We start from the raw sequence: 24,196 nt of genomic DNA, 5'->3' as shown, positions 1-24,196 counted from the left end.
TTACTTCGGAATTACAGGGTCTTCAGCAGGGCGTCGTAGGCGGTCGAGTCCATCAGCGCGTCGAGCTGCGCAGGGTTGCTCAGCTTGACCTTGAAGAACCAGCCAGCCTTCAGCGGGTCGGAGTTGGCCAGCGACGGGTCGTCGCGCAGGGCTTCGTTGACCTCGGTGATCTCGCCGTCGACGGGCATGTAGACGTCGGCCGCGGCCTTGACCGACTCGACGACGCCGGCGACGTCCTTCTCGGCGTAGGTCTTGCCGACTTCGGGCAGGTCCACGAAGACCACGTCGCCCAGCGCATCCTGCGCGTGCACGGTGATGCCGACCGTCGCGGTGCCGTCACCGTGGACTTCCAGCCATTCGTGGTCGGGGGTGTACTTGATGGACATGCTTAACCTCGGTAGTAGCGGTTGGGGGTGAAGGGGGTGGAAGAGACGACCATCGGCGTGCGCTTGTCGCGCACGATGGCGAAGACTTCGGTGCCGACGGCGGTGTGTTCCTTCGCCAGGTAGGCCAGCGCCACCGGCTGGTTGACCGTGGGGCCCAGCGTGCCGCTGGTGACGACGCCGATCTCGGTGCCCTCTAGAGTGACGATCTTGGCGCCCTCGCGCACGGGCATGCGCTCCTTGCCGACCAGGCCCACGCGCTTGCGCGCAGCGCCGTTGGCGAGCTGCTCGTCGATGACGGCCGCGCCAGGGTAGCCGCCGGCACGCGCGCCCCCGGCGCGGCGCACCTTCTGGATGGCCCAGGTGATGGACGCTTCGACCGGCGTGGTCGTTTCGTTGATGTCGTGGCCGTACAGGCACAGGCCGGCTTCCAGGCGCAGCGAATCGCGCGCACCCAGACCGATGGGCTTGACCTCGGCATGGGCCAGCAGCTTGCGGGCGAGGGCCACGGCGTCGTCCTCGTGGACGGAGATCTCGTAGCCGTCTTCGCCGGTGTAGCCGGAGCGGGTCAGGAAGGTGTCAATGCCGTCCAGCGTGAAGAAGCCGCCGGTCATGAAGGTCAGCTTGGCGACATCGGGGTTCAGGCGCGACAGCACCGTCACGGCCTCGGGGCCTTGCAGCGCCAGCAGCGCACGCTCGGGCACGGAGACGACCTCGCAGCGACCGGCCAGGTGCTTTTGCATGTGGGCGATGTCCTGGTCCTTGCAACCGGCATTCACGACGACGAACAGGTCGTCGGGCCGCTTGCAGACCATCAGGTCGTCCAGCAGGCCGCCCTGGTCGTTCGTGAACAGCGCGTAGCGCTGCTTGAAGACGCCGAGGTCGATGATGTCGACGGGCACCAGTGTTTCGAGCGCCGCCGCGGCATCTGCGCCCACGAGGCGCACCTGGCCCATGTGCGACACGTCGAACAGGCCGGCGGCCGCGCGCGTGTGCTTGTGCTCCGCCATCACGCCGGTGGGGTACTGCACCGGCATGTCGTAGCCGGCGAAGGGCACCATCTTGGCGCCGAGTTCGACGTGCAGGGCGTGGAGGGGCGTTTTTAGCAAAGAGGACATCAAGAGCTCCGACGGAATTCGGGTTTGGATGTCCTCGCTGTCCGGGGTACCTGAGAGATTGACCCCGGCGAATCGCCACGGGCTTGCCCCTTCGGTGGACCGGCTCGGGGGCCGGCCTCTCTCCAGTGAGGAACGCCGCCAGTGTCTGCCACCGATGACGTTTTGTCAGTCCTTTTGCCTGAGCGTTTGGATCGAGGACCCTGCGCCTTCGGCGGCCCCCAACTGCACCGGGGCGCTCTCCTGACAGAGCCGGCATTCTAGCCACGCTCCTGCCCAGCGGCGTGCAGACCGCCGGGCGATCGCGTTGAAGCCGTCCGGCGCCGGGGGGAGGCCTCAGTCGCCCAGGTGCCCCGACTCCAGCGCCTCGCTGTCGATGGGCATGGTCTTGCCGTCGGCGCCCTCGAAGAACAACGGCTTGCGTGCCTTGGCGACCGGGGCGAGCTGGTTCATCGTCTTCGCGTCGAATAGCCGGCCGTTCTGCATGACCTGCGCGATGCGATCGCTCTGGCGGATGTCGGCCAGCGGGTTGCCGTCGATGACCACCAGGTCGGCCAGCTTGCCGGGTTCGATCGAACCCAGGTCCTTGTCGAAGCCGAAGTTGCGTGCCGGGTTGATGGTGGCGGTGCGCAGCGCCTCCATCGGCGTCATGCCGCCCAGCACGAACATCCACATCTCCCAGTGCGCGCCCAGCCCCTCGCGCTGGCCGTGGGCGCCGATCATGGTGTTGACACCGGCGCGCGACAGCGCCGTCGCGGTGCGGGCCACGCGGATGATGTTGAAGTCCTCCTCCGGTGCCGTCTCGCGGCGCACAGCGCGCGGCTCCAGCACCGTGCGCGGCACATAGCGGCTCAGCAGCGGGTGCTTCCAGACGTCGGTGCGGGCGTACCAGTAGTGCTCGCCGTCCAGGCCGCCGTAGCCGACGTTCAGCGTGGGCGTGTAGCCCACGGCGGTCTGGCCCCAGAGCTGCTTGACGTCGTCCCACACCTCGGCCAGCGGCAGCGCGTGCTCGACGGTCGTGTGGCCGTCCACCACCATGCCCATGTTCATCTGGAACAGCGAGCCGCCCTCGGGCACCACCATCATGCCGGTCTGGCGCGCGGCCTCCAGCACCTGCTGGCGCTGGTCGCGGCGCGGCTGCTGGTAGCTCTTCACGCTGATGGCGCCTTCGGCCTTCTGGCGGTTCAGGTGCGTCAGCGCGTCGTCCAGGCCGTTGATGTTGGACGTGAACGGCGTCTTGGCGCCGTACAGGATGGTGCCGGTGGAGTAGATGCGCGGGCCCTGCACGACGCCGGCGCGCTGCATCTCGGCCTGCGTGAAGATGGCCGAGCTGAGGTTGCTGGGGTCGTGCAGCGTCGTCACGCCGAAGGCCAGCGACGCGAGGTTGATCCAGCTCTGCTGCGGGATCAGGCCCGAGTCGTTCATCGCGCCGTGCCAGTGCGCGTCGATGAAGCCCGGCACGATGGTCTTGCCGCTGGCATCGATGCGCTTGGCGTCGGCCGGGATGGCCACGTCCTTGCCGACCGCGACGATGCGGTTGCCGTCCACGAGCACGGTGCCGCCTTCGATGACCTCGTCGCCCTTCATCGTCACGATGCGCGCGCCGGTCAGCGCGAGTTTGGCCGTGGGCTTGTCGCTGGCCTGCAGGAAACCGATCTTCTGGCCGGTCGCCTTGTCCTTGCCCTGCGCGCTGGCCGTGAAGAGCTCATCGCCCAGCGTGAAGTGCAGGCGCTGGCTGTCGCCGCTCCAGTGCAGCGCCGAGCCGGCGTTGACGGACAGCTGCCGCACCGGCAGCGCGTCCATCTTGCCGCCCACCGTGATGGTCTTGCCTGCACCCTGCACGGCGGGCAGGGGCGTCACGTAGGCCTGGAAGCGCTCGACGAAGCCCAGCCACTGGCCGTCGGGCGAGACGCTGTATTCGCTGGCCACATCGCTGCGGGCCACCTCGGTCTCGCTGCGGTCGTGCAGGTTCAGGCGGGTCAGCGAGAAGCGCTGCTCCACCTCGCTGGTGCTGCTGGTCTTCGTGAAGAACAGCTCGTCGCTCTTCGCGCCGAACTGCGGCGCGCTGCCTTCCTTGGCGATGCGCTCGGTCTTGCCGGAGCCGTCGGCCGCGGCGAGGTAGAGGCCCGTGTCCAGGCTGTGCCACGGGCTGGTCAGCCCGCCGCCCTTGACCTTGCGGTAGGCGACGCTCTTGCCGTCCGGCGACAGGCGCGGCTCCAGGTACTTGCCGGGTTCCTTGACGAGCACGGTCTCCTTGCCCGAGGCGATGTCCAGCCGGCGGATGCTGCCCTGGGTGTCGTCGCGCCAGGTCGCGTAGACCAGGCTCTTGCCGTCGCGCGCCCAACTGGGCGCGAATTCGAAGGCCTCGTCCTGCTTGGTGAGCCGGCGCGGCGCGCCATCGGGCAGGTCCTTCACGTACAGCGCGCCCAGCGCCGAGTAGACGACGCGCTTGCCGTCCGGCGACACCTGCGCGCCGCGCAGCTGGCGCACGGCGAACTTGTCCGGCGCCACGTCCTGCGCAAAGCGCATGGGCTCGCGCAGCTCGCGCGTGTCCTTCACATGGAAGGGGATCTCGGCCGCCGTGTTCTTGAACGGGTCGACGCGCCAGATCTTGCCCTCGGCCCAGACGACGATCTCCTTGCTGCCCGGCATCCACGCGAAGCTGGGGTAGACGCCCCACATCGCCCAGATCTCCTGCAGGTCGCGCGACAGGCCGCTCCAGGCCGGCCGCTCGGCGCCGGTCTGCAGGTCCTTCAGGAACAGCGTGCTCTGGTTGCGCACGCGGCGCACGAACGCGAGGTACTTGCCGTCGGGCGACGGCGTGGGCCGCACGGCGCCGCCGGGGCCGGTGACGAACGGCTCCACCGAGCCGTCGCTCAGGTCCTGGCGGAAGATCCTGTAGATCTCGCCGTTGCTGTCCTTGTTGTACTCAAAGACGCGGCCGGGCGTCGTGTCCTGCGAGTAGTACAGGTACTTGCCGTCCGGCGAGATGGCCGGCTCGCCCAGGTCCTTCTGCCAGTTGGGCTTCTCGTTGAGCTGCACGCCCTTGTTCTTGGCCGCGTCGCCGTCCACATGAAACAGCCAGATCTCGCCCGAGCCGGCGCTGCGCGTGCCGGTGTAGTGCTTGCGCGCCAGCAGGTACTTGCCGCTGGGATGCCAGGCGGGGTTGTTCAGCAGCCGGAAGTCTTCCTTGGTGACGGCGCGCGCACCGCTGCCGTCGACGTTCATGACCCACAGGTTGTCGCCGCCGCCGGCGTCGCTGAGAAAGGCGAGCTGCTTGCCGTCCGGCGAGAAGCGGGCCTGGTGCTCCCAGGCAATGGAGTGCGTCAGCGCCTTGGCCTCACCGCCGGTGATGGGCAGCGTGTAGAGGTCGCCCAGCAGGTCGAACACGATCGTCTTGCCGTCGGGGCTGACGTCCACGCTCATCCAGGTGCCGCTCTTCACGTCGATGCTGGCGGTCTTGGCGACGCCGGGCGGCGCGTTGACGTTCCAGGCGGGCGTCGCAGGGGGCTTCGTAGCATCCTGTGCATTGGCGGCGAGGGCGGCGGCCAGCAGCAGGGCAGGGGCGGCGGTCAGGCGGGACATGGAAGGTGTTGGGGATCCAAAACTTTCGATGCTAGCGAAGGCACGCTTGCCCCATCGTTCGTCACGGGCGGGCAAACCCCAGGGCAGGGTGCAGGGGCAGGGTTCAGCGCCTGAACTGCTGCACGCCGACAGCCCGCGCCATGGCGCCGTAGCCGGCGGCGTTGGGGTGAGAGAAGTCGCCGCTGTTGAGTTCGGCCCGCTGGCGGTCCGGACGCGTCGGGTCGCGCAACGCCAGGTCGAAGTCCACCACGGCGTCGAAGCCGCCGCCGTCGCGGACCCAGGCGTTCAACTGCTGGCGCAGCGCCTCGCCGGCCCGCGTATGGGCACGGGCACCCTGTGCGCCTTCGCGCGGCAGCAGTGTGGCTGTCACGGAGTTCCGGCTCTTGCTGCAGGCGCTCCGCAAGTTGGTCGGTCCAACGCGCGTCGCTGTCGAGCTCGATGCCCACGCCATCGGTGGTGGAGTCGCCCACGGCCACCACCACGCGCGAGCGTGCGTCGGTCAGCACGTCGACGTTGGTGACGAAATGGCGGCTGTCGGCCGTTCCAGCCCTACCCGCGCGGTGGCGTCATCAGCCGAACAACCACCAGGCCAGCAGCCCGCCGAAGATGATCCATTGCAGCGCGTAGTAGGCGAAGCGGCTCCTGGCCTTGATGCGCTTGCCGAACAGGCGCACCTGTTGCACGTAGGCAAAGAGCTTGTTGATGCCGCCGGTACGGTCGGTGTCGGAATTGGGCGCGGACGCCGCGCGGATCAGCGTATGGCTGATGAAGTGGTTGAACCAGCGCGCCACCGGGTTGTTCAGCGGCCGCTCGACGTCGCAGAACAGGATGATGCGCATCTGGTCCGACTGGTTCTCGGCGTAGTGCAGGTAGGTCTCGTCGAAGATGACGCCCTCACCGTCGCGCCATGAGTAACGCTCGCCGTCCACCGAGATGTAGCAGCTGTCGGCGTTGGGCGTGACCAGGCCCAGGTGGTAGCGCACGGAGCCGGCGAACGGGTCGCGGTGCGTGACGAGGCGCCCGCCCGGCGGCAGCGCGGCGAACATCGCGGCCTTCACGGTCGGAATGCGTTGCAGCAACTCCGTCGTCACCGGGCACAGCGCCTTGGCCGATGCATGCGCGTCGTCGTACCACTTCAGGTGGAAGCGCGTCCAGCCGGTCTTGAAGAAGCTGTTGAAGCCAGCGTCGTTGTACTTGTCGCTCTTCTTGATCTCGCCGGCCTCGGCGAGCCGATAAGCCTCCGCGCGGATGTCCTGCCAGTGATCCTGCAGCAGCTTGAGTTCGGGGAAGCCCGACACCGGCAGATATGGCCTGGCCGGCAACCTGGAGAACAGGTACATCAGGCAGTTGATCGGCGCCATGAACGTGGAGTGATCCGTCAGCTGGCGGAAGAACTTCAGTCGCACGCGACCCCGGAAGTGCACGTAGACCGTGCTGGCGACGAACACCGCGACGATGCCGAGCTTGATGTAAGGAATATCAGTCATTTGCCATATAAGTCGGCCTCGCCAGGCGGGCGCGACTTGAAGCGCTTGTGCAGCCAGAAGTACTGGTGCAATTGTCGGCGCGCCTGCGCCTCGATGACGGCGTTCATGCGTGTCGCGTCGGCGACAACGTCATCCGTGGGAAAGCTGTCCAGCGCCGGCTCTATGACCAGCGTATAACCGTCGGCCTCCCGGCGGGGGTAGCAGGGCAGCACGGCTGCCTTCGTCACGGCAGCCATGCGCGACAACCCGCCGATGGTGGCGGCCGGCACGCCGAAGAAGGGCACGAATACCGAGTCGCGTGCACCGAAATCCTGGTCGGGGAGGTAGTAGAGGCGGTAGCCATCCTTCAGCGCCCGCAGCGTAGGTCGCGTGCCCTGCTGGCGCGCAAAGATGATGCCGGTGCTGAAACGCAGCCGCTTGGCGCGGAAAAAGGCGTCCAGCCACGGATCCTTCTGCACCGAGTAGATGCTGACGACGGGCGTCTCCAGCGAGATGCGCAGGCCGGCCAGGTCCAGCCCGGTGAAGTGCGGCATCATCAGGATGACGTTGCGGCCGTCCAGCGCGCGCAAGTGCTCCAGCCCTTCGATGCGCATCAGCCGCTTGAGCCGCTCCTGCGAGGCGAACCAGCAGTAGCCGTACTCCAGCAGCATCTGCACCATGGCGACGAAATGCCGGCGCAACAGCCGGCTGCGGGCCGCGGCCGTCCAGTCGGGCAGCACGAGTCGCAGGTTGACGTCACCAATGTGCCGGCGGGACGTCGGCAGCAGGTAGATCAGGCTGCCGATCACCCAGCCCAATCCCGAAATGACGCGAAACGGCAGCCAACTCAGCAGCCACACTAGGCCCACGAGCAACTTCACGCCCACGCCGCCACCTCAAGAAATTCCAACAACGCCATCCACAGGCCCCATCTAGTTATGGGGCGGCATCGTAGTGGCTGCGCCGCATGCCGGGGCGGCGCCGCACTTCCATTTATTTATTTACATAATGCACATTGTCGACAATATGGATGGGCAGGCCGCGGGCCTGCCTCTCAGCCGCCACCGCCCGTCACGACGTGCAGCGTCGACGTCTGCACCCAGATGCCGGCCTGGTCTTCCATGACCGCGTAGTCGACCAGTGCATTGCCGTACACGTCGGTGCCCGTTGTGAGTTGCTGCAGTTGCGTGCCGGCGGCCACGTTGATGACGTCGCCGCTGTCCAGCTTCAGCGTCAGCACGCGGTTGGCATCGGTGATGCTGGTCAATCCCAGGCTGGACAGATCGACGCTGCCGGCGCTGCCGTTGCGCAGGTCCAGCGCCTCGATGTTGCGGGCGACGTTGATCAGCGACGCGATGTCGAAGCTGGCACCGACGCTCGTGAACTTCAGCAGGTCCACGCCTGCGCCGCCGTCGGCCGACGCCAGGTCGGCCGGCGATGCGGCGATCAGCGTGTCATCGCCGTTGCCGCCCAGCAGCGTGTCCAGGCCGCCGGCGCCGGTCAGCGTGTCGTTGCCGTCTCCACCGGTCAGCGTGTTGGCCGCGGCGTTGCCGGTGATCTGGTTGTCCAGCGCGTTGCCGGTGCCGTTGATGGCCGTGCCGCCGGTGAGCGTCAGGTGTTCGACGTTGGCGTCCAGCGTGTGCGACACCGATGCCTGCACGGTGTCCGTGCCGGCGCCGGTGCCTTCGGTGACCGTGTCGCCGGCGTTGTCGACGACATAGGTGTCGTTGCCCGCGCCGCCGGCCATCGCGTCGGCACCGGCGCCGCCGTCCAGCACGTTGTCGCCGGCGTTGCCGGTCAGCTGGTTGTTCAGGCCGTTGCCGGTGGCGTTGATGGCCGCCGAGCCGGTCAGGATGAGCTGCTCGACGTTGACCGGCAGCGCGAAGCTGATGGACGACTGCACGACGTCCATGCCGGCGTTGGCGGCCTCCGTGACGGTGTCGCCGGCGTTGTCGACGACGTAGGTGTCGTTGCCCGCGCCGCCGGCCATCGCGTCGGCACCGGCGCCGCCGTCCAGCACGTTGTCGCCGCTGTTGCCGCTCAGCTGGTTGTCCTGCGCGTTGCCGGTGGCGTTCAGGTTGGCGGTGCCGGCCAGCGCCAGGTTCTCGACATTCGCCGCCAGCGTGTAGCTGACGGACGCGGTCACGCTGTCGGTGCCCTCGCCCGCGTTCTCGGTGATGACGTCGCCGAGGTTGTCGACGACGTAGCTGTCGTTGCCGGTGCCGCCGATCAGCGTGTCGGCGCCCGCGCTGCCGTCCAGCACGTCGTTGCCGGCCAGGCCGGTCAGCGTGTTGGCGGCGCCGTTGCCCACCAGCACGTTGTCCAGCGTGTTGCCGGTGCCGTTGATGGCGCCAGCACCGGTCAGCGTCAGGTTCTCCAGGTTCACGCCCAGCGTCCAGCTGACGCTGGCCTGCACGAGGTCCGCGCCTTCGCTGGCGTTCTCGGTGACGGTGTCGGACAGCGAGTCGACGACGTAGCTGTCGTTGCCCACGCCGCCGGCCATCGCGTCGTTGCCGGTGCCGCCGTCCAGCAGGTCGTCGCCGTTGCCGCCGGTCAGCGTGTCGTTGCCGACGCCGCCGAACAGCGAGCCGCCTGCGCTTGCGATGGTGAAGACGGTGGGCGCGGCCGTCTTGTACGGGTTGGCGGCGGCCAGCAGGCCGACGGTGCCCCATTTCCAGGCCAGGTAGCCGTCCAGCCGCTGCTGGTCTGCCGTGCTCAGCGTGGTGCCGGTGACGACGACCTCGCTGTAGTCGGCGCTGCTCATCCACTGGCCGCCCCAGCTGTTGCCGATGGTCAGCGAGCCGTTGAAACTCAGCGCCTGGTTGACGGTGGACACGACGTGCGTCGCCTCCGCCAGCGTCGTGTAGACGTTGGCGCGCGTGTTCCAGGTCTGCAGCGTGCCGTCCATGGTCCAGGCGGACTTCAGGTTGGTGTTGCCGGCGCCGACCACGTCGGTGGTGCCGTCACCCTGCCCGGCAATCAGCAGCCAGGGGCTGCTGCTGGCGCCGGTGTACATCGGCATGTAGAAGCTGTCGCCACTGCGCTGCACCCAGTAGATGCTGCCGCCCGATGCGATGGTGGGCAGGCTGATGGACAGCCGGTCGTCCAGGCCGTCCAGTCGCAGCGTCGGCAGGCCGTTCATGCCGTCGGCGATGTAGAAGGGCTCGTAGCTGCCGTTGCTGGTCGTCGCATCGCGGCCGTTGCCGCTCTTGTCGCGCCACAGGGCCACGCGGCCGTCGGCGGTCAGGCCGCCTTCGGCGAAGCCTTCGCGCACGCCGTCGCCGTCCAGGTCGGCAGCGTCCAGCCACAGGGAGAGGTTGTTCAGCTGGCCCGGCGTCCAGGCGCTGACATTGCCCAGCCGCAGCACGTCGTCGCCGTCACCGCCCTGCAGCGTGCTGCCGCCGTCGCCGGTGAGGTTGTCGTTGCCGTTGCCGCCGATCAGCGTGTCCGCGCCGCCGCCGCCGATCAGCGTGTCGTTGCCATCGCTGCCGTCCAGCGTGTTGACCGCGGCATTGCCCGTCAGCGCGTTGGCGGCCGCGTTGCCGCTCGCGTTCACGGCGGCGCTGCCGGTCAGCGTGATGTTCTCGATGTTGGGCAGGCTGGCCAGCGTGAACGTGGCGCTGGATTGCACGGTGTCGGTGCCCTCCCCCGCGTTCTCGACCAGCGTGTCGGCCTGGTTGGCGACGACGTAGATGTCGTCGCCGGTGCCGCCGGCCAGCACGTCGACGTTGGGGCCACCCACCAGCGTGTCGTTGCCGGCGCCGCCGTTGAGCGTGTCGCCGGCGGCGTCCGTGGCAGCCGCATCACCGTAGCTGAACACCGACGACGGCACGGCCGTCATCGTCGCCGAGGCCGGCGTCGTCCACAGCAGCTGCGCGTAGGCGCCGCCCGAGCCTTCGTTGGACTGCATCTGGATGGTGTGCAGTCCCGCGCTCAGCGTCAGCACCAGCGCGCTGGCCTGGCCGCTGGCATAGGTGCTATTGACGAGCGACTGGCCGTCGATCGTGAGCACGGCAGCGTCATCGGAACGGATGGCGAAGGTGTAGCTGCCCGCGGTGGCGATGTTGATGTAGCCCGTCCAGCGCGCCGAGAAGTTGTCGACGCCGATGACGCCGGTGGCCGGCGAGCCGTTGCCCCAGCTGAAGTTGATGTCGGCGTCCTGGCGCGTCAGCACGGGCACGCCCAGCCAGCTCTGGTTGTTCCAGTACTCGCCGCGCAGGCCGCTCTGCTGCTGGCCCGCAAACGGGCTGGGGCGGCTGCCGGCCACGAGCAGGTCGTCGCCGTTGCCGCCGGTCAGCGTGTCGGCGCCGCCGCCGCCGTACAGCGTGTCGTTGCCGTCCAGGCCGGAGAGCGTGTCGTTGCCGCTGTTGCCGACGATGAGGTTGGCCAGCGCGTTGCCGGTGCCGGTGTGGGCGCCGGTGTCGGTGAAGCTCAGCCGCTCCAGGCCGGTGCCCAGCGTGTAGCTGGCCAGGCTGGTTTCGATGCTGTCCAGGCCGACGGTGTCGGTGATGACGTCGGACGCGCTGTCGACGACGTAGGTGTCGTCGCCGGCACCGCCCACCATCGTGTCGTTGCCGGCGCCGCCGTCCAGCCGCTCGTTGGCCTGCGTGCCGGTCAGCGTGTTGTTCAGCGAATTGCCGAACAGCTTGAGGTTGTTCTGGTTGCCGGCCGTCAGGTTTTCGACGTTGGCCGGCGCACGGAAGTCGACGTTCGCCTGCACGGTGTCCGTGCCCTCGCCGCTGTTCTCCACGATGCTCGTGAACGGCAGGGACACGATGTAGGTGTCATTGCCCGCGCCGCCGGTCAGCGACACCGCGTTGGGCGTGCCCAGGTTGCCGGGGCCGGTGAGCACGTTGTCCAGCGCGTTGCCGACGCCGTTGACGTTGTAAGAGGACGAGAGGTCCAGGTTCTCGACGTTGGCCGGCAGCGTGAAGCTCAGCACCGTCGCGTTGTTGGTGGTGCGCTGCAGGTAGACGGTGTCGGTGCCCTCGCCCGCGTTCTCGACGACGTTCAGGTTCAGGTTGAAGTTGCCGAAGCTGTCGGCCTGCTGGTAGTAGCTGTCGTCGCCGGTGCCGCCGGCCATCGTCGTGGCGATGCCGCTGTAGACGCTGGCGTACAGCTGGTTGTTGGCGGTGTTGCCGGTGATCGTGCCGGCCGCACGGCCGATGTAGAAGATGTTCTCGACGTTGGCGGCCAGCGTGTAGCTGGTGGATGCGTAGACCGCGTCGGTGCCCTCGCCCGCGTTCTCGTTGACGAGGTCGCCCGCGTTGTCGACGAAGTAGACGTCGTTGCCCGCGCCGCCGGTCATCGTGTCGGCGCCGGCGCCGCCGTCGATGCGGTTGGCGCCGCTGTTGCCGAGGATGGTGTTGGCCAGCGCATTGCCGGCGCCGTTGATGGCGGCCGTGCCGGTCAGCGTCAGGTTCTCGATGTTGGCCGTCAACGTGTAGCTGACGGCGCTCAGGACCAGGTCGCTGCCCGCGCTGGCTTCTTCCACCACCGTGTCGCCGATGTCGTCGATGGTGTACGTGTCGTTGCCCGCACCGCCGGCCATCCAGTCGGCGCCGGTCTTGCCGTCCAGCGTGTCGTTGCCGTTGCCGCCGAACAGCGCGTCCACGCGCACGCTGCCGTTCAGCGTGTCGTTGCCGTCGCCACCGAACACGACTGCGTCCACGCGGCCCGTGCCACGGGCCGACGCGCCGTTGTAGGCCGCGGTCAGCGTCTCGGCGGATGCGGTGCCGAACTGGATCTTGGCGCCGGTCCACAGCGCGTCCAGCCCGACGGTGCCCAGCGCGCCGCCGGTCAGGTTGGCCGCCGTGCCCACGCCCCACTTGGTGGCCAGGTAGTTCTCGATGACGCGCTGCTCGCCGGCGGACAGCACATGGTCGAACACCAGCAGCTCCGACACCGCGCCGCGGCTGGCCTCGCTGTTGGCGCCGCCGTAGCCCGACAGCTGCACCTTGCCCAGCCAGCCGTCGAAGGTGCTGCCGGTGGCCGGCAGCGCCACGCCGTTCTTGTAGAGCACGCCGGCGCCGACCTGGTCGGCCGCCGTGTAGAGGATGGGCGTGTTGGGCTGCACCGTGCCGTTGGTCTGCGACACCCAGTTCTGGCCGTACAGCTGGTCCTGGTAGCCGCCGTGCCAGCCGATCAGCGAGTTGTCGGTGGACGACGACACCAGCCGCCCGTTCTGCGTGCCGGTCAGCTGGCCGACGACGAACAGCGAGTAGTTCTGCCCCACCCACAGGCTGCTGGTGAGGTTGTCGTTGCCGTCGAAGCTGATGGTGGGCTGGCCGTTCAGGCCGGTCAGGTCCAGCTTGGGCGACGCGCTGGCCGTGGCCTGCGTGAAGTTGTTGCCGCTGCCGCTCTTGTCGACCCAGGTGCTGAGGTTGCCGTTGCCGTTGATGAGGCCGGCCTCGCCCAGGCCCGAGGACGTGCCGTTGCCGTCCAGGTCGGTCGCGTCCAGCCAGGTGATCTTGCCGGCGATGCTGGCGAAGGTCGGGTCGGCCGACATGCCCCACAGCGTGCGCAGGTCCGACAGGCTGGGCAGCACCAGGCCGCTGATGTCGATGGCCAGGTTCACGCCGCCCACAGTGATGGCCGTCAGCAGCTTGCCGGTGTTGCCGTTGGTCAGCAGCACGTCCGGCGCGTTGGTGCGGTAGTCGGTCGCGTTGTTGTAGTCGCTGCTGTTGAGCAGCAGCAGGTCGTTGCCGTCCAGCAGCAGCTCCAGCTTGCCGCCGCCGTCGGCGCCGACGAAGCTCGTGGTGTTCACGTCGGCCGAGCGCACCGTGACGGTCTCGGCCGTACCACCGAAGAAGTCCAGCACCTCAATGCCCTGCACCTTGGCGGTCAGCTGGTTGACGTTGCTGACGCCCAGCCCGTCCAGCTTCAGGCTGTCCACGCCGCTGCCGCCGTTGACGGATGCGAAGGTCAGGTCCGCGACGAGGATGGTGTCGGCGCCCGCGCCGGCGTTGATGGTGTCGGCGCCGCCGCCGCCGACGATGAGGTTGTTGCCGGCGTTGCCGGTCAGCACATTCGCAGCGCTGTTGCCGGTGGCCGAGATGTTGGCGCTGCCGGTCAGCGTCAGGTTCTCGAAGTTGGCCGACAGCGCCCAGCTGACGCTGGACAGCACCGTGTCGGTGCCGCCGCCGGCCTGTTCGTACAGCGAGTCGCCGACGTTGTCGACGACGTAGCTGTCGTTGCCCGCGCCGCCCACCAGCACGTCGGCGCCCTGCCCGCCGTCGAGCTGGTTGTTGCCGCTGTTGCCGGTGACGGTGTTGCCCAAAGCGTTGCCGGTGCCGTTGATGTCGCCGGTGCCCGTCAGCACCAGCGTCTCGACGTTGGCCGTCAGCGTGTAGCTGATGCCGGTCAGCACCGTGTCCGTGCCCTCGCCGAAGAACTCGACGACCAGGTCGCCGGCGTTGTCGATGACGTAGGTGTCGTCGCCCAGGCCGCCGGTCATCTGGTCGGCGCCCGCGCCGCCGTCGAGCTGGTTGTTGCCTTCGTTGCCGGTCAGCAGGTTGACGAGACCGTTGCCGGTGGCGTCGATGGCGTCCGCGCCCGTCAGCTCCAGGTTCTCCAGGTTGGCGCCCAGCACCCAGCTGACGGAGCTGCGCACGGTGTCCGTGCCTTCGCCGGCGTTCTCGGTGATCAGGTCGCCCACGCTGTCGACGACGTAGATGTCGTTGCCCGCGCCGCCGACGAGGCGGTCGTCGCCCTCGCCACCTTCCAGCACGTTGGCGCCGGCATTGCCGGTGATCTGGTTGTTCAGCTCGTTGCCGGTGCCGTCGATGTCGGCCGTGCCGGTGAGCACCAGGTTCTCGACGTTGTCGGCCAGGCCGTGGCTGAGGCTGGCCGACACGGTGTCCGTGCCGCCGCCGGCGGCCTCGACGACTGTGTCGCCGCTGTTGTCGACGATGTAGCTGTCGTTGCCCGCACCGCCCACCAGGCGGTCGGCGCCGGCGCCACCGTCCAGTGTGTTGTTGCCGCTGTTGCCGGTGATGACGTTGTCCAGCGCGTTGCCGGTGCCGTTCAGGTTGGCCGTGCCGGTAAGCGTCAGGTTCTCGACCTCGTTGACCAGCACATAGCTGATGGACGCCTGCACCGTGTCGCTGCCCTCGCCCGGGTTCTCGGTGACGACGTCGCCGGCGTTGTCGACGACGTAGGTGTCGTTGCCGGCGCCGCCGGCCATCGTGTCGGCACCCAGGCCGCCGTCCAGCACGTTGTTGCCGGTGTTGCCGGTCAGCGAGTTGGCCAGGTCGTTGCCCGTGCCGTTGAGGTTGTTGCTGCCCAGCAGCACCAGCGCCTCCAGGTTGGCGCCCAGCGTCCAGCTGACGGACGACTGCACCGTGTCGTAGCCCTCGGCGGTGTACTCGGTGATGGCGTCGCTGCCGTTGTCGACGATGTAGGTGTCGTCCCCCGCGCCGCCGGCCAGCTGGTCGGCGCCGGCGCCGCCGTCCAGCAAGTTGGCGCCGCTGTTGCCGGTCAGCTGGTTGGCCAGCGAGTTGCCGGTGGCATTGATGTCGTTGCTGCCGGTCAGCACCAGGTTCTCGACGTTGGCGCCCAGCGCGAAGCTGACGCTGGCGCGCACCAGGTCCACGCCCTCGCCCGCGGCCTCGATGACGACGTCGCCGGCGTTGTCGACGAGGTAGGTGTCGTTGCCGGCGCCGCCGCTCATCGTGTCGGCGCCCAGGCCGCCGTCGATGAGGTTGTTGTTGACGTTGCCGGTGATGACGTTGGCCACCGCGTTGCCGGTCGCGTCGATGCGGTCCGCGCCGGTCAGCACCAGGTTCTCGAGGTTGGCGCCCAGCGTGTGGCTGATGCCGGATCGCACGGTGTCCGTGCCCTCGCCGGCGTTCTCGACGATGACGTCACCCGCGTCGTCGATGACGTAGGTGTCGTTGCCCGTGCCGCCGACGAGGCGGTCGGCGCCCGCGCCGCCGTCCAGCACGTTGGCGCCGCTGTTGCCGGTGATGACGTTGTCCAGCTCGTTGCCGGTGCCGTCCACGCTGGCCGTGCCGGTCAGCACCAGGTTCTCGATGTTGGCGCCCAGCGCGAAGCTGGCCGCGGCGCGCACGGTGTCCGTGCCTTCGCCGGGGTTCTCGACGACCTGGTCGCCGGCATCGTCCACCACATAGACGTCGTCACCGGCGCCGCCGGCCATCAGGTCGGCGCCCGCACCGCCGTCCAGCGTGTTGTTGCCGGCGTTGCCGGTGAGCTGGTTGGCCAGTTCGTTGCCGGTGCCGGTCAGGTTGGCCGACCCGGTGAGGATGAGGTTCTCGACGTTGGCTTCCAGCACGCGGCTGACGGACGAGATCTCAGTGTCGTTGCCCGCGCCGACATCCTCGACGACGACGTCGCCGGCGGTGTCCACGTAGAAGGTGTCGTCGCCGCCGCCGCCGGCCATCGTGTCGGCGCCCGCGCCGCCGTCGATGACGTTGGCCGCCGCGTTGCCGGTGATGCTGTTGGCGCCGGCATTGCCGGTGCCGCTGATGTTGCCGGTGCCGGTCAGCACCAGGTTCTCCAGCGTGGCGCCCAGCGTGTAGCTGATGCTGGAACGCACGGTGTCCGTGCCCTCGCCGCTGGCCTCGATGACCTGGTCGCCGGCGTTGTCCACGCCGTAGGTGTCGTCGCCCAGGCCGCCGGTCATCACGTCGGCGCCCGCGCCGCCGTCCAGCACGTTGTTGCCGCTGTTGCCGGTCAGCTGGTTGGCCTGGCCGTTGCCGGTGCCGTCGATGTCGGCCGTGCCCGTCAGGATCAGGTTCTCGACGTTGGCCGACAGCGTGAAGCTGACGCTGCTGCGCACGAGGTCCGTGCCCTCGCCCACCGCCTCGGTCACGGTGTCGCCCGCGTTGTCGACGAGGTAGGTGTCGTCCCCCGCGCCGCCGGCCATGCGGTCGGCGCCGGTGCCGCCGTCGATGAGGTTGGCGCCGGCGTTGCCGGTGATCTGGTTGTCCAGCTCGTTGCCGGTGGCGCCGACGTTGCCGGTGCCGGTCAGCACCAGGTTCTCGACGTTGGCGCCCAGCGCGTAGCTGATGCTGGCGCGCACGGTGTCCGTGCCCTCGCCGGCGTTCTCGGTCACCGCGTCGCCGGTGTTGTCGACGACGTAGATGTCGTTGCCCGCGCCGCCGGCCATCGCGTCGGCGCCCTGGCCGCCGTCCAGCGTGTTGTTGGCGAGATTGCCGGTCAGCTGGTTGTCCAGCTCGTTGCCGGTGGCGTTGATGTCGCCGGTGCCGGTCAGCACCAGGCGCTCGAGGTTGGCGCCCAGCGCGAAGGTGACGCTGGAACGCACGGTGTCCGTGCCCTGGCCGCTGAACTCGGTGACGGTGTCGCCGAGGTCGTCGACGACGTAGGTGTCGTTGCCCGCGCCACCGGCCAGCGTGTCGGCGCCCGCGCCGCCATCCAGCGTGTTGTTGCCGCTGTTGCCGGTGATCTGGTTGGCCAGCTCGTTGCCGCTGCCGTCGATGTTGGCGCTGCCGGTCAGCAGCAGGTTCTCGAGGTTGGGGCCCAACGTGAACGTGACGCTTGAGCGCACGAGGTCCGTGCCCTCGCCGGCTGCCTCCAGCACCGTGTCGCCGGCGTTGTCGACGACGTAGCTGTCGTTGCCGGCGCCGCCGGCCATCGCGTCGGCGCCCGCGCCGCCGTCGATGGTGTTGTTGCCGGCGTTGCCGGTGATGACGTTGTCCAGCGCATTGCCGGTCGCGTCGATGTTGGCGCTGCCCGTCAGCACCAGGTTCTCGACGTTGGCCGGCAGCACCAGCGTGACGGACGAGCGGATGGTGTCCGTGCCCTCGCCGGCGTTCTCGGTCACCACGTCGCCGGCGTTGTCGACGACGTAGCTGTCGTCACCGGCGCCGCCGGCCATCTGGTCGGCACCCGCGCCGCCGTCCAGCTGGTTGTTGCCGCTGTTGCCGGTCAGTCGGTTGGCGGCCGAGTTGCCGGTCGCGTTGATGTTGGCGGCACCTAGCAGCGTCAGGTCTTCCAGGTTCTCGCCGAGGCGGAAGCTGACGCTGGCGAACACCTGATCCGCGCCCTCGCCCACGCCTTCGGTGACGGTGTCGCCGGCGTTGTCGACGAGGTAGCTGTCGTCGCCCGCGCCGCCGGCCATCGCGTCCGCGCCGGCCTTGCCGTCCAGCAGGTTGTTGCCGCCGTTGCCGGTGAGCTGGTTGTCCAGCTCGTTGCCGGTCGCGTTGAGGTCGCCGCTGCCGGTCAGCTGCAGGTTCTCGACGTTGGCGCCCAGCACCCAGCTGATGCCCGCGCGCACGAGGTCCGTGCCTTCGCCGGCGTTCTCGGTGACGGTGTCGCCGGCGTTGTCGATGACGTAGGTGTCGTCACCCGCGCCACCGGCCATCTGGTCGGCGCCGGCGCGGCCGTCAAGCACGTTGTTGCCGCCGTTGCCGGTGAGCACGTTGGCCAGCGCGTTGCCGGTGCCGTCGATGTTGGCGCCGCCGGTCAGCGTCAGGTTCTCGAGGTTGGCCCCGAGCGTCCACGTGACCGCGCTGCGCACGAGGTCCGCGCCCTCGCCGGCCCGCTCGGTGATGCTGTCGCCGGCGTTGTCGACGACGTAGGTGTCATCGCCCGCGCCGCCGGTCAGCACGTCGGTGCCGGCGCCGCCGTCCAGCACGTTGTTGCCCGCGTTGCCGGTGATGACGTTGGCCAGCGCGTTGCCGGTGCCGTCGATGTTGGCGGTGCCCGTCAGCGTCAGCTGCTCGATGTTGGCGCCCAGCCGGAAGCTGACGCCGGACTGCACGAGGTCGATGCCCTCGCCCGCGTTCTCCGTCACCGTGTCGCCGCTGTTGTCGACGACGTAGACGTCATTGCCCGCACCGCCGGCCATCGCGTCGGCGCCTAGGCCGCCGTCCAGCGTGTTGTTGCCGCTGTTGCCGGTGAGGGCGTTGTCCAGCGCGTTGCCGGTGCCGTTCAGGTCGCCGGTGCCGGTCAGCACCAGGTTCTCCAGGTTGGCGCCCAGCGTGTAGCTGAAGCCGGCACGCACGGTGTCGGTGCCCTCGCCGGCGTTCTCGGTGACGACGTCGGCCGCGTTGTCGACGACGTAGGTGTCGTTACCTGCGCCGCCCGCCATCACGTCGGCGCCCAGGCCGCCATCCAGCGCGTTGTTGCCGCCGTTGCCGGTCAACGCGTTGTCGAGGTCGTTGCCGGTGGCGTTGATCGGCGCGGTGCCGGTCAGCACCAGGTTCTCGACGTTGGCGCCCAGCGTGAAGCTGACGCTGCTGCGCACGAGGTCGGTGCCGCCGCCCGCGGCTTCCGTCACCGTGTCGCCTGCGTCGTCGACGAGGTAGGTGTCGTCGCCCGCGCCGCCCAGCATCGCGTCGGCGCCCGCGCCGCCGTCCAGCAGGTTGGCGCCGCTGTTGCCGACGATGCGGTTGTCCAGCTCGTTGCCGGTGCCGCTGATGTTGCCCGTGCCGGTGAGCTGCAGTTCCTCGACGTTGGCCGACAGCGCATAGCTCACGCTGCTGCGAACCGTGTCGTAGCCCGCATTGGCGTCTTCGGCCACCGTGTCGCCGCTGTTGTCGACGATGTAGCTGTCGTCGCCTGCGCCGCCGGCCATCGTGTCCGCGCCGGCCTTGCCGTCGATGAGGTTGGCGCCGGCGTTGCCGGTGATGACGTTGTCGGCCGCGTTGCCGGTGGCGTCGATGTTGCCCGCGCCCAGCAGCGCCAGGTTCTCGAGGTTGTCGCCCAGCGTCCAGCTGATCGACGAGCGCACGAGGTCCGTGCCCTCGTTGGCGGCTTCGGTGATCTGGTCGCCGGCGTTGTCGACGACGTAGGTGTCGTCGCCCGCGCCGCCGGCCATCTGGTCGGCGCCGGCCTTCCCGTCCAGCACGTTGTTGCCGGCGTTGCCAGTGAGCGTGTTGGCCAGCGCATTGCCGGTCGCGTCGATGTTGGCCGTGCCCGTCAGCGTCAGGTGCTCGACGTTGGCGCCCAGCGTGAAGCTGACGCTGCTGCGCACCAGGTCCGTGCCCTCGCCCGCGGCTTCCGTCACCGTGTCGCCGGCGTTGTCGACGACGTAGATGTCGTCACCGGCACCGCCCGCCATCGCGTCGGCGCCCGCGCCGCCGTCGATGAGGTTGTTGCCGCTGTTGCCCGTGATGACGTTGTCCAGCGCGTTGCCGGTCGCGCTGTTGCTGCCGGTGCCCGTCAGCACCAGGTTCTCGACGTTGGCGCCCAACGCGTAGCTGATGGACGAACGCACGGTGTCCGTGCCTTCGCCGAAGTTCTCGGTGACCACGTCGCCGGTGGACTCGACGACATAGCTGTCGTCGCCCGCGCCGCCGGCCATGCGGTCGGCGCCCAGGCCGCCGTCCAGCAGGTTGTTGCCGGCGTTGCCGGTGAGGACGTTGTCCAGCACGTTGCCGGTTGCGTCGATGTCGGCGGTGCCGGTCAACGTCAGGTTCTCGACGTTGGCCGACAGCGCATAGCTGACCGACGCATTGACGCTGTCCGTGCCCTCGCCGGCCGCTTCGACGATGACGTCGGTCGAGTCGTCCACCGTGTAGGTGTCGCTGCCCGCGCCGCCCGTCAGCACGTTGGTGCCGGCCGCGCCGGTCAGCTGGTCGTCGAAGGCCGAGCCGATGACGTTCTCGATGCCCGCCAGCGTGTCGCCCTGCGCATCGCCGCCGCTGCCGCGGCCGGTGCCCAGGTTCACCGTCACGGCCGCGGTCGACGCGGCATAGGTGGCGGTGTCGATGCCGGCGCCGCCGATCAGCGCATCCGCGCCGGCGCCGCCGTTCAGCAGGTCGTTGCCGGCGCCGCCGTCCAGCCGGTTCGCGCCGGTGGTGCCGATCAGCACATCGTCGAATCCCGACCCCGCCAGGTTCTCGATCGCATCGAACGTGTCGCCGGCCGCGTCGCCGGTGTTCAGCGCCGTGTCGGCCAGGCTCACGGTCAGGCCGCTGAGCGCGCCGGCGTAGCTGGCGGTGTCGCTGCCGGCGCCGCCGGACAGCACGTCCGCCCCGGCGCCGCCGATCAGCACGTCGTCGCCCGCGCCGCCCAGCAACCGGTTGACGCCGGCGTCGCCTTCCAGCGTGTCGTCGAAGGCCGAGCCGGTCAGGTTCTCGATGGACTGGAAGCTGTCGCCGGCCGCATCGCCGGCGTTGGTGGCCGCGTTGACCAGGCTGGCCTTCACGCCGGACGTGGAGCCGACATAGGTGGCCGTGTCGTTGCCGGCGCCGCCGAGCAGCTGGTCCGCGCCCGCGCCGCCTTCCAGCAGGTCGTCGCCGTTGCCGCCATCCAGCCGGTTGTCGTTCGCGTCGCCCCTCAGCGCATCGCCGAAGTTGGAGCCGATCAGGTTCTCGATGCCGCCGATGACGTTGGCCTGCGCATCGCCGCCGTTGCCGGTGCCGGCCACGAGGTCCACCTGCACGGCGGCCGCCGAGGCGGCGTAGCTCAGCGTGTCATTGCCCAGCCCGCCCTGGATGACGTCCGCGCCACCGCGGCCTTCGATGAGGTCGTCGCCATCGCCACCGGCGATGACGTTGGCGTTCGCGTCGCCCGTCAGCGTGTCGTTGTAGTTGGAGCCGGTCAGGTTCTCGATGGACAGGTAGCTGTCCCCCGCCGCTGCGCCGGTGTTGGTGCCGGGCGCCAGCAGGCTGGCGGCCACGCCGGCGGTGGCCGATGCGTAGCTGGCCGTGTCGCTGCCGTCGCCGCCATCCAGCACGTCCGCGCCGTCGCCGCCGTCCAGCACGTCGTCACCGCCACCGCCCACCAGCTTGTTGACCCCGGCCGTGCCGGTCAGCTGGTCGTCCTTGTCGGAGCCGGTCAGGTTCTCGATGCCCGAGAGCCGGTCGCCTTCGGCATCGCCGCCCAGGCCGATGCCGGTAGCGAGGTTCACGCGCACGCCCTGGCTGGACGTCGCGTAGGTCGCCGTGTCGGTGCCCGCGCCGCCGGCCAGTTGGTCGGCGCCGGTGCCGCCCTCCAGCAGGTCGTCGCCATCGCCGCCGTCGAGCCGGTCGTTGCCCGCCAGGCCGGACAGCGTGTCGTTGCCCGCGCCGCCGATCAGCGTGTTGGCGCTGGCCTCGCCGGTCAGCTGGTCGTCGCCCGTGCCGCCGGTCAGGTTCTCGATGGACTGGAAGGTGTCGCCCGTCGCATCGCCACCGGTGACGACGCCGGTGGTCAGGTTGATCTGCACGGCCACGCTGGACGTGGAGTAGTCCGCCGTGTCCGAGCCGTCGCCGCCGATCAGCGTGTCGGCGCCCGCGCCGCCGATCAGCACGTCTGCGCCGCGGCCGCCGTCCAGCACGTTGCTGCCGTCCCCACCGACGAGGCGGTCGGAGAAGCGCGAGCCGGTCAGGTTCTCGACGTTCACCAGCGTGTCGCCCGCAGCGTCGCCGCCGGTGTTGGGCGTGGCGCCGGTCAGGTCCACCTTCACGCCTTCCTGCGAGTCGGCGTAGCTGGCGGTGTCGGTGCCGTCGCCGCCGTCGAGCTGGTCGGCCCCGGCACCGCCGAACAGCGTGTCGTCGCCGGCGCCGCCCTGCAGCCCGTCGTTGCCGGGGTTGCCGATCAGCACGTTGTCGAAGCCGTCGCCGATCAGCAGGTCGTCGTTCTCGGAGCCGGCCAGGTTCTCGATGCCGCTGTAGGTGTCGCCGCGCGCCTCGCCGGTGTTCAGCGCCGCATTGGCCAGGTTCGCGGTCACGCCGGTCAGCGCGTCCACGTAGCTGGCCGTGTCTTTGCCTTCGCCGCCCACCAGCGTGTCGGCGCCCTCGCCGCCTTCCAGCTCGTCATCGCCGGCGCCGCCGTCGAGCTTGTTGTCGCCGGCGCTGCCGATCAGCAGGTCGTTGAAGCCGGAGCCGGTCAGGTGCTCGATGTCCTGCAGCCGGTCGCCCGTCGCGTCGCCGCCGCTGCCCTGGCCGGTGCCCAGGCTCACGTTGACGCCGGCGGCCGAGCTGGCGTAGCTGGCCGTGTCGCTGCCGGCGCCGCCCTGCAGCATGTCGGCGCCGCCGCGGCCTTCCAGCAGGTCGTCGCCCGCGCCGGCCTGCAGCACGTTGGCGGCGGCGTCGCCGCGCAGCGTGTCGTCATGGTCGGACGCGATGACGTTCTCGACCTGCGACAGCGTGTCGCCCTCGGCCTCGCCACCCTTGCCGGTGCCGGCGGCCAGGTCGATGGTGACGCCCGCGGTCGAGCCGCTGTAGACGGCCGTGTCCGTGCCCGCGCCGCCCACCAACTGGTCGGCCCCGCCGCGGCCTTCGAGCTGGTCGTTGCCGGCGCCGCCGTCCAGCCTGTTGGCGCCGGCGTCGCCGCGCAGCTGGTCGGCCCCGCCGCTGCCGGCGAGGTTCTCGATGCCTTCCAGCGTGTCGCCGTCGGCGTCGCCGCCGCTGGCCGTGCTGGCTGCCAGGTCCACGCTGACGCCCGCGCCCGAGCCTTCGTAGCTGGCCGTGTCGTTGCCGCTGCCGCCGACGAGCTTGTCGGCACCCTCGCCGCCCACCAGCCAGTCGCTGCCGGCGCCGCCGTCCAGCTTGTCGATGCCGGCGCCTCCGAAGAGGCGGTCCGCGCCGACAAGGCCGCTGATCGTGTCGTTGCCGGCGCCGCCGTCGATGACGTCACCCAGGCCGAAGGCCGGGAACACGACGCCGGCCTTGCCGCCGACGTCATAGGCCATGTCGGCGGCGCTGGTCACCTCGCGCACGATGGCGGGCAGCGTCAGCTTGCCCTCGATGGTGGCGCCGTCGATGTCGGCCGTGGCGGTGACGACGATATCGAAGGTCGTCGACGGCGCGGCGGCCGCGTCGGACGCGACCGCGTACCGCACCATGACGCTGTAGCGCGTGGCGGCGGCCGGGTCGGTGGGCACCGTCAGGTCCCAGCCGGTGGCGCCCTTGGTGGCGCCGACGACCTCAAAGCCGTCCGGCAGCCCGGTGATCACCACCGTCTTCACCAACGCGCCGGCCTTGGCCGACAGCGAGATGTCGAACTGGCGCGCCCAACCCGAGCCCATGCCCTTGCCGCCGTCGCCGTTGATGGTGTCGTCGCCGGATGTGCCCTGGATGAGCTCGGGTGCGGCCTGCGCGGCGGCCGAGAAATCGGTGGCCGACTCGGCCGAGCCGCCGGAGCCGGTGATGGTGGTGCCGCTGACCTCCTGGCCGGTCACGTTGTGCACCTGGCCGGCCACCGTCAGCACCGCGGCGGCGGGCGGCGGGGGCGGTGTGCCGCCGCCGGGCGGGCCGCCGGCGGGCCGCGGCGCGACCTGGATGACGAGCGAGAACGGCCGCGCCTCGTCGTGAAACTCGGCCTTGCCGGCGCCCTCGCCGCCGCCGCTGCCCGACACCAAGCCGCTGTCCGCTGGCGGTTTGGGTGGCGGCGGCATGTCGCTGCTGCTTTCGCGTGCGGCCGGTGCCGGCGCCTCGGCGTCGGTGGTGTTTTTCTCGACGGTGCGCAGCAGCGTGTCGGTGATGTTGACCGGGCCGGCCTGCGTGATCAGCGAGGACGCCTCGGTCGCGCCGTCCTGGAACTGCAGCTTGAAGTCGGGGTCGGCCAGCGCGCGCAGCGCGGCGCCCTGCAGCACATGCTGCGTGCCGTCGGACATGACCAGCACCAGATCCACGCCGGCCACCTGCACCTTGGCCACCGCTGCGCGCGACAGCGCCAGCTTGACCGTGGCATCGCCCGAGGGCGGGTGGATGACGACTCTGCCGTTGTCCATCGA

At 69.7% G+C, this 24,196-nt stretch carries 7 protein-coding genes and 2 riboswitches; all 7 genes read right to left on the bottom strand.

The window, feature by feature from the left end:
- Nucleotides 1-11 precede the first annotated feature (11 nt).
- The 7 genes from gcvH to ACG04Q_RS06385 all read right to left on the bottom strand — a co-directional run bounded on the left by gcvH (nt 12) and on the right by ACG04Q_RS06385 (nt 24,193).
- Nucleotides 12-386 carry a glycine cleavage system protein GcvH gene (gene gcvH / locus ACG04Q_RS06415; RefSeq protein WP_394510065.1) on the bottom strand — a complete coding sequence of 125 codons (375 nt, stop codon included), beginning with the start codon at nt 384-386 and terminating at the stop codon, nt 12-14.
- Between the two features lie 2 nt (nt 387-388).
- Nucleotides 389-1,501, bottom strand: a complete 1,113-nt coding sequence (gcvT, locus tag ACG04Q_RS06410) for a glycine cleavage system aminomethyltransferase GcvT (protein ID WP_394510063.1) — start codon at nt 1,499-1,501, stop codon at nt 389-391.
- A 27-nt stretch (nt 1,502-1,528) separates the two neighbouring features.
- A riboswitch (glycine riboswitch) is annotated at nt 1,529-1,637 on the bottom strand.
- 20 nt (nt 1,638-1,657) lie between these two features.
- A riboswitch (glycine riboswitch) is annotated at nt 1,658-1,754 on the bottom strand.
- A gap of 80 nt (nt 1,755-1,834) precedes the next feature.
- Entirely contained in the window at nt 1,835-5,083 is a 3,249-nt protein-coding gene (locus tag ACG04Q_RS06405) for an amidohydrolase family protein (RefSeq protein ID WP_394510061.1), read from the bottom strand.
- Between the two features lie 103 nt (nt 5,084-5,186).
- Nucleotides 5,187-5,453 (bottom strand): SGNH/GDSL hydrolase family protein, encoded by a 267-nt coding sequence (locus tag ACG04Q_RS06400; RefSeq protein WP_394510060.1) that lies wholly within the window; start codon nt 5,451-5,453, stop codon nt 5,187-5,189.
- Between the two features lie 199 nt (nt 5,454-5,652).
- Entirely contained in the window at nt 5,653-6,552 is a 900-nt protein-coding gene (locus tag ACG04Q_RS06395; RefSeq protein ID WP_394510476.1) for an aspartyl/asparaginyl beta-hydroxylase domain-containing protein, read from the bottom strand.
- A 14-nt stretch (nt 6,553-6,566) separates the two neighbouring features.
- Nucleotides 6,567-7,430: an LpxL/LpxP family acyltransferase gene (locus ACG04Q_RS06390; protein WP_394510059.1), complete on the bottom strand. Its 864-nt coding sequence runs from the start codon at nt 7,428-7,430 to the stop codon at nt 6,567-6,569.
- 173 nt (nt 7,431-7,603) lie between these two features.
- On the bottom strand, nt 7,604-24,193 hold the full coding sequence (locus ACG04Q_RS06385) for a PA14 domain-containing protein (RefSeq protein WP_394510058.1): 16,590 nt from the start codon (nt 24,191-24,193) through the stop codon (nt 7,604-7,606).
- Nucleotides 24,194-24,196: the final 3 nt, after the last annotated feature.

This window comes from Pelomonas lactea (assembly GCF_043555885.1).
Lineage (GTDB): Bacteria > Pseudomonadota > Gammaproteobacteria > Burkholderiales > Burkholderiaceae_C > Pelomonas > Pelomonas lactea.
This window is presented reverse-complemented; position numbering and strand designations above follow the sequence as displayed.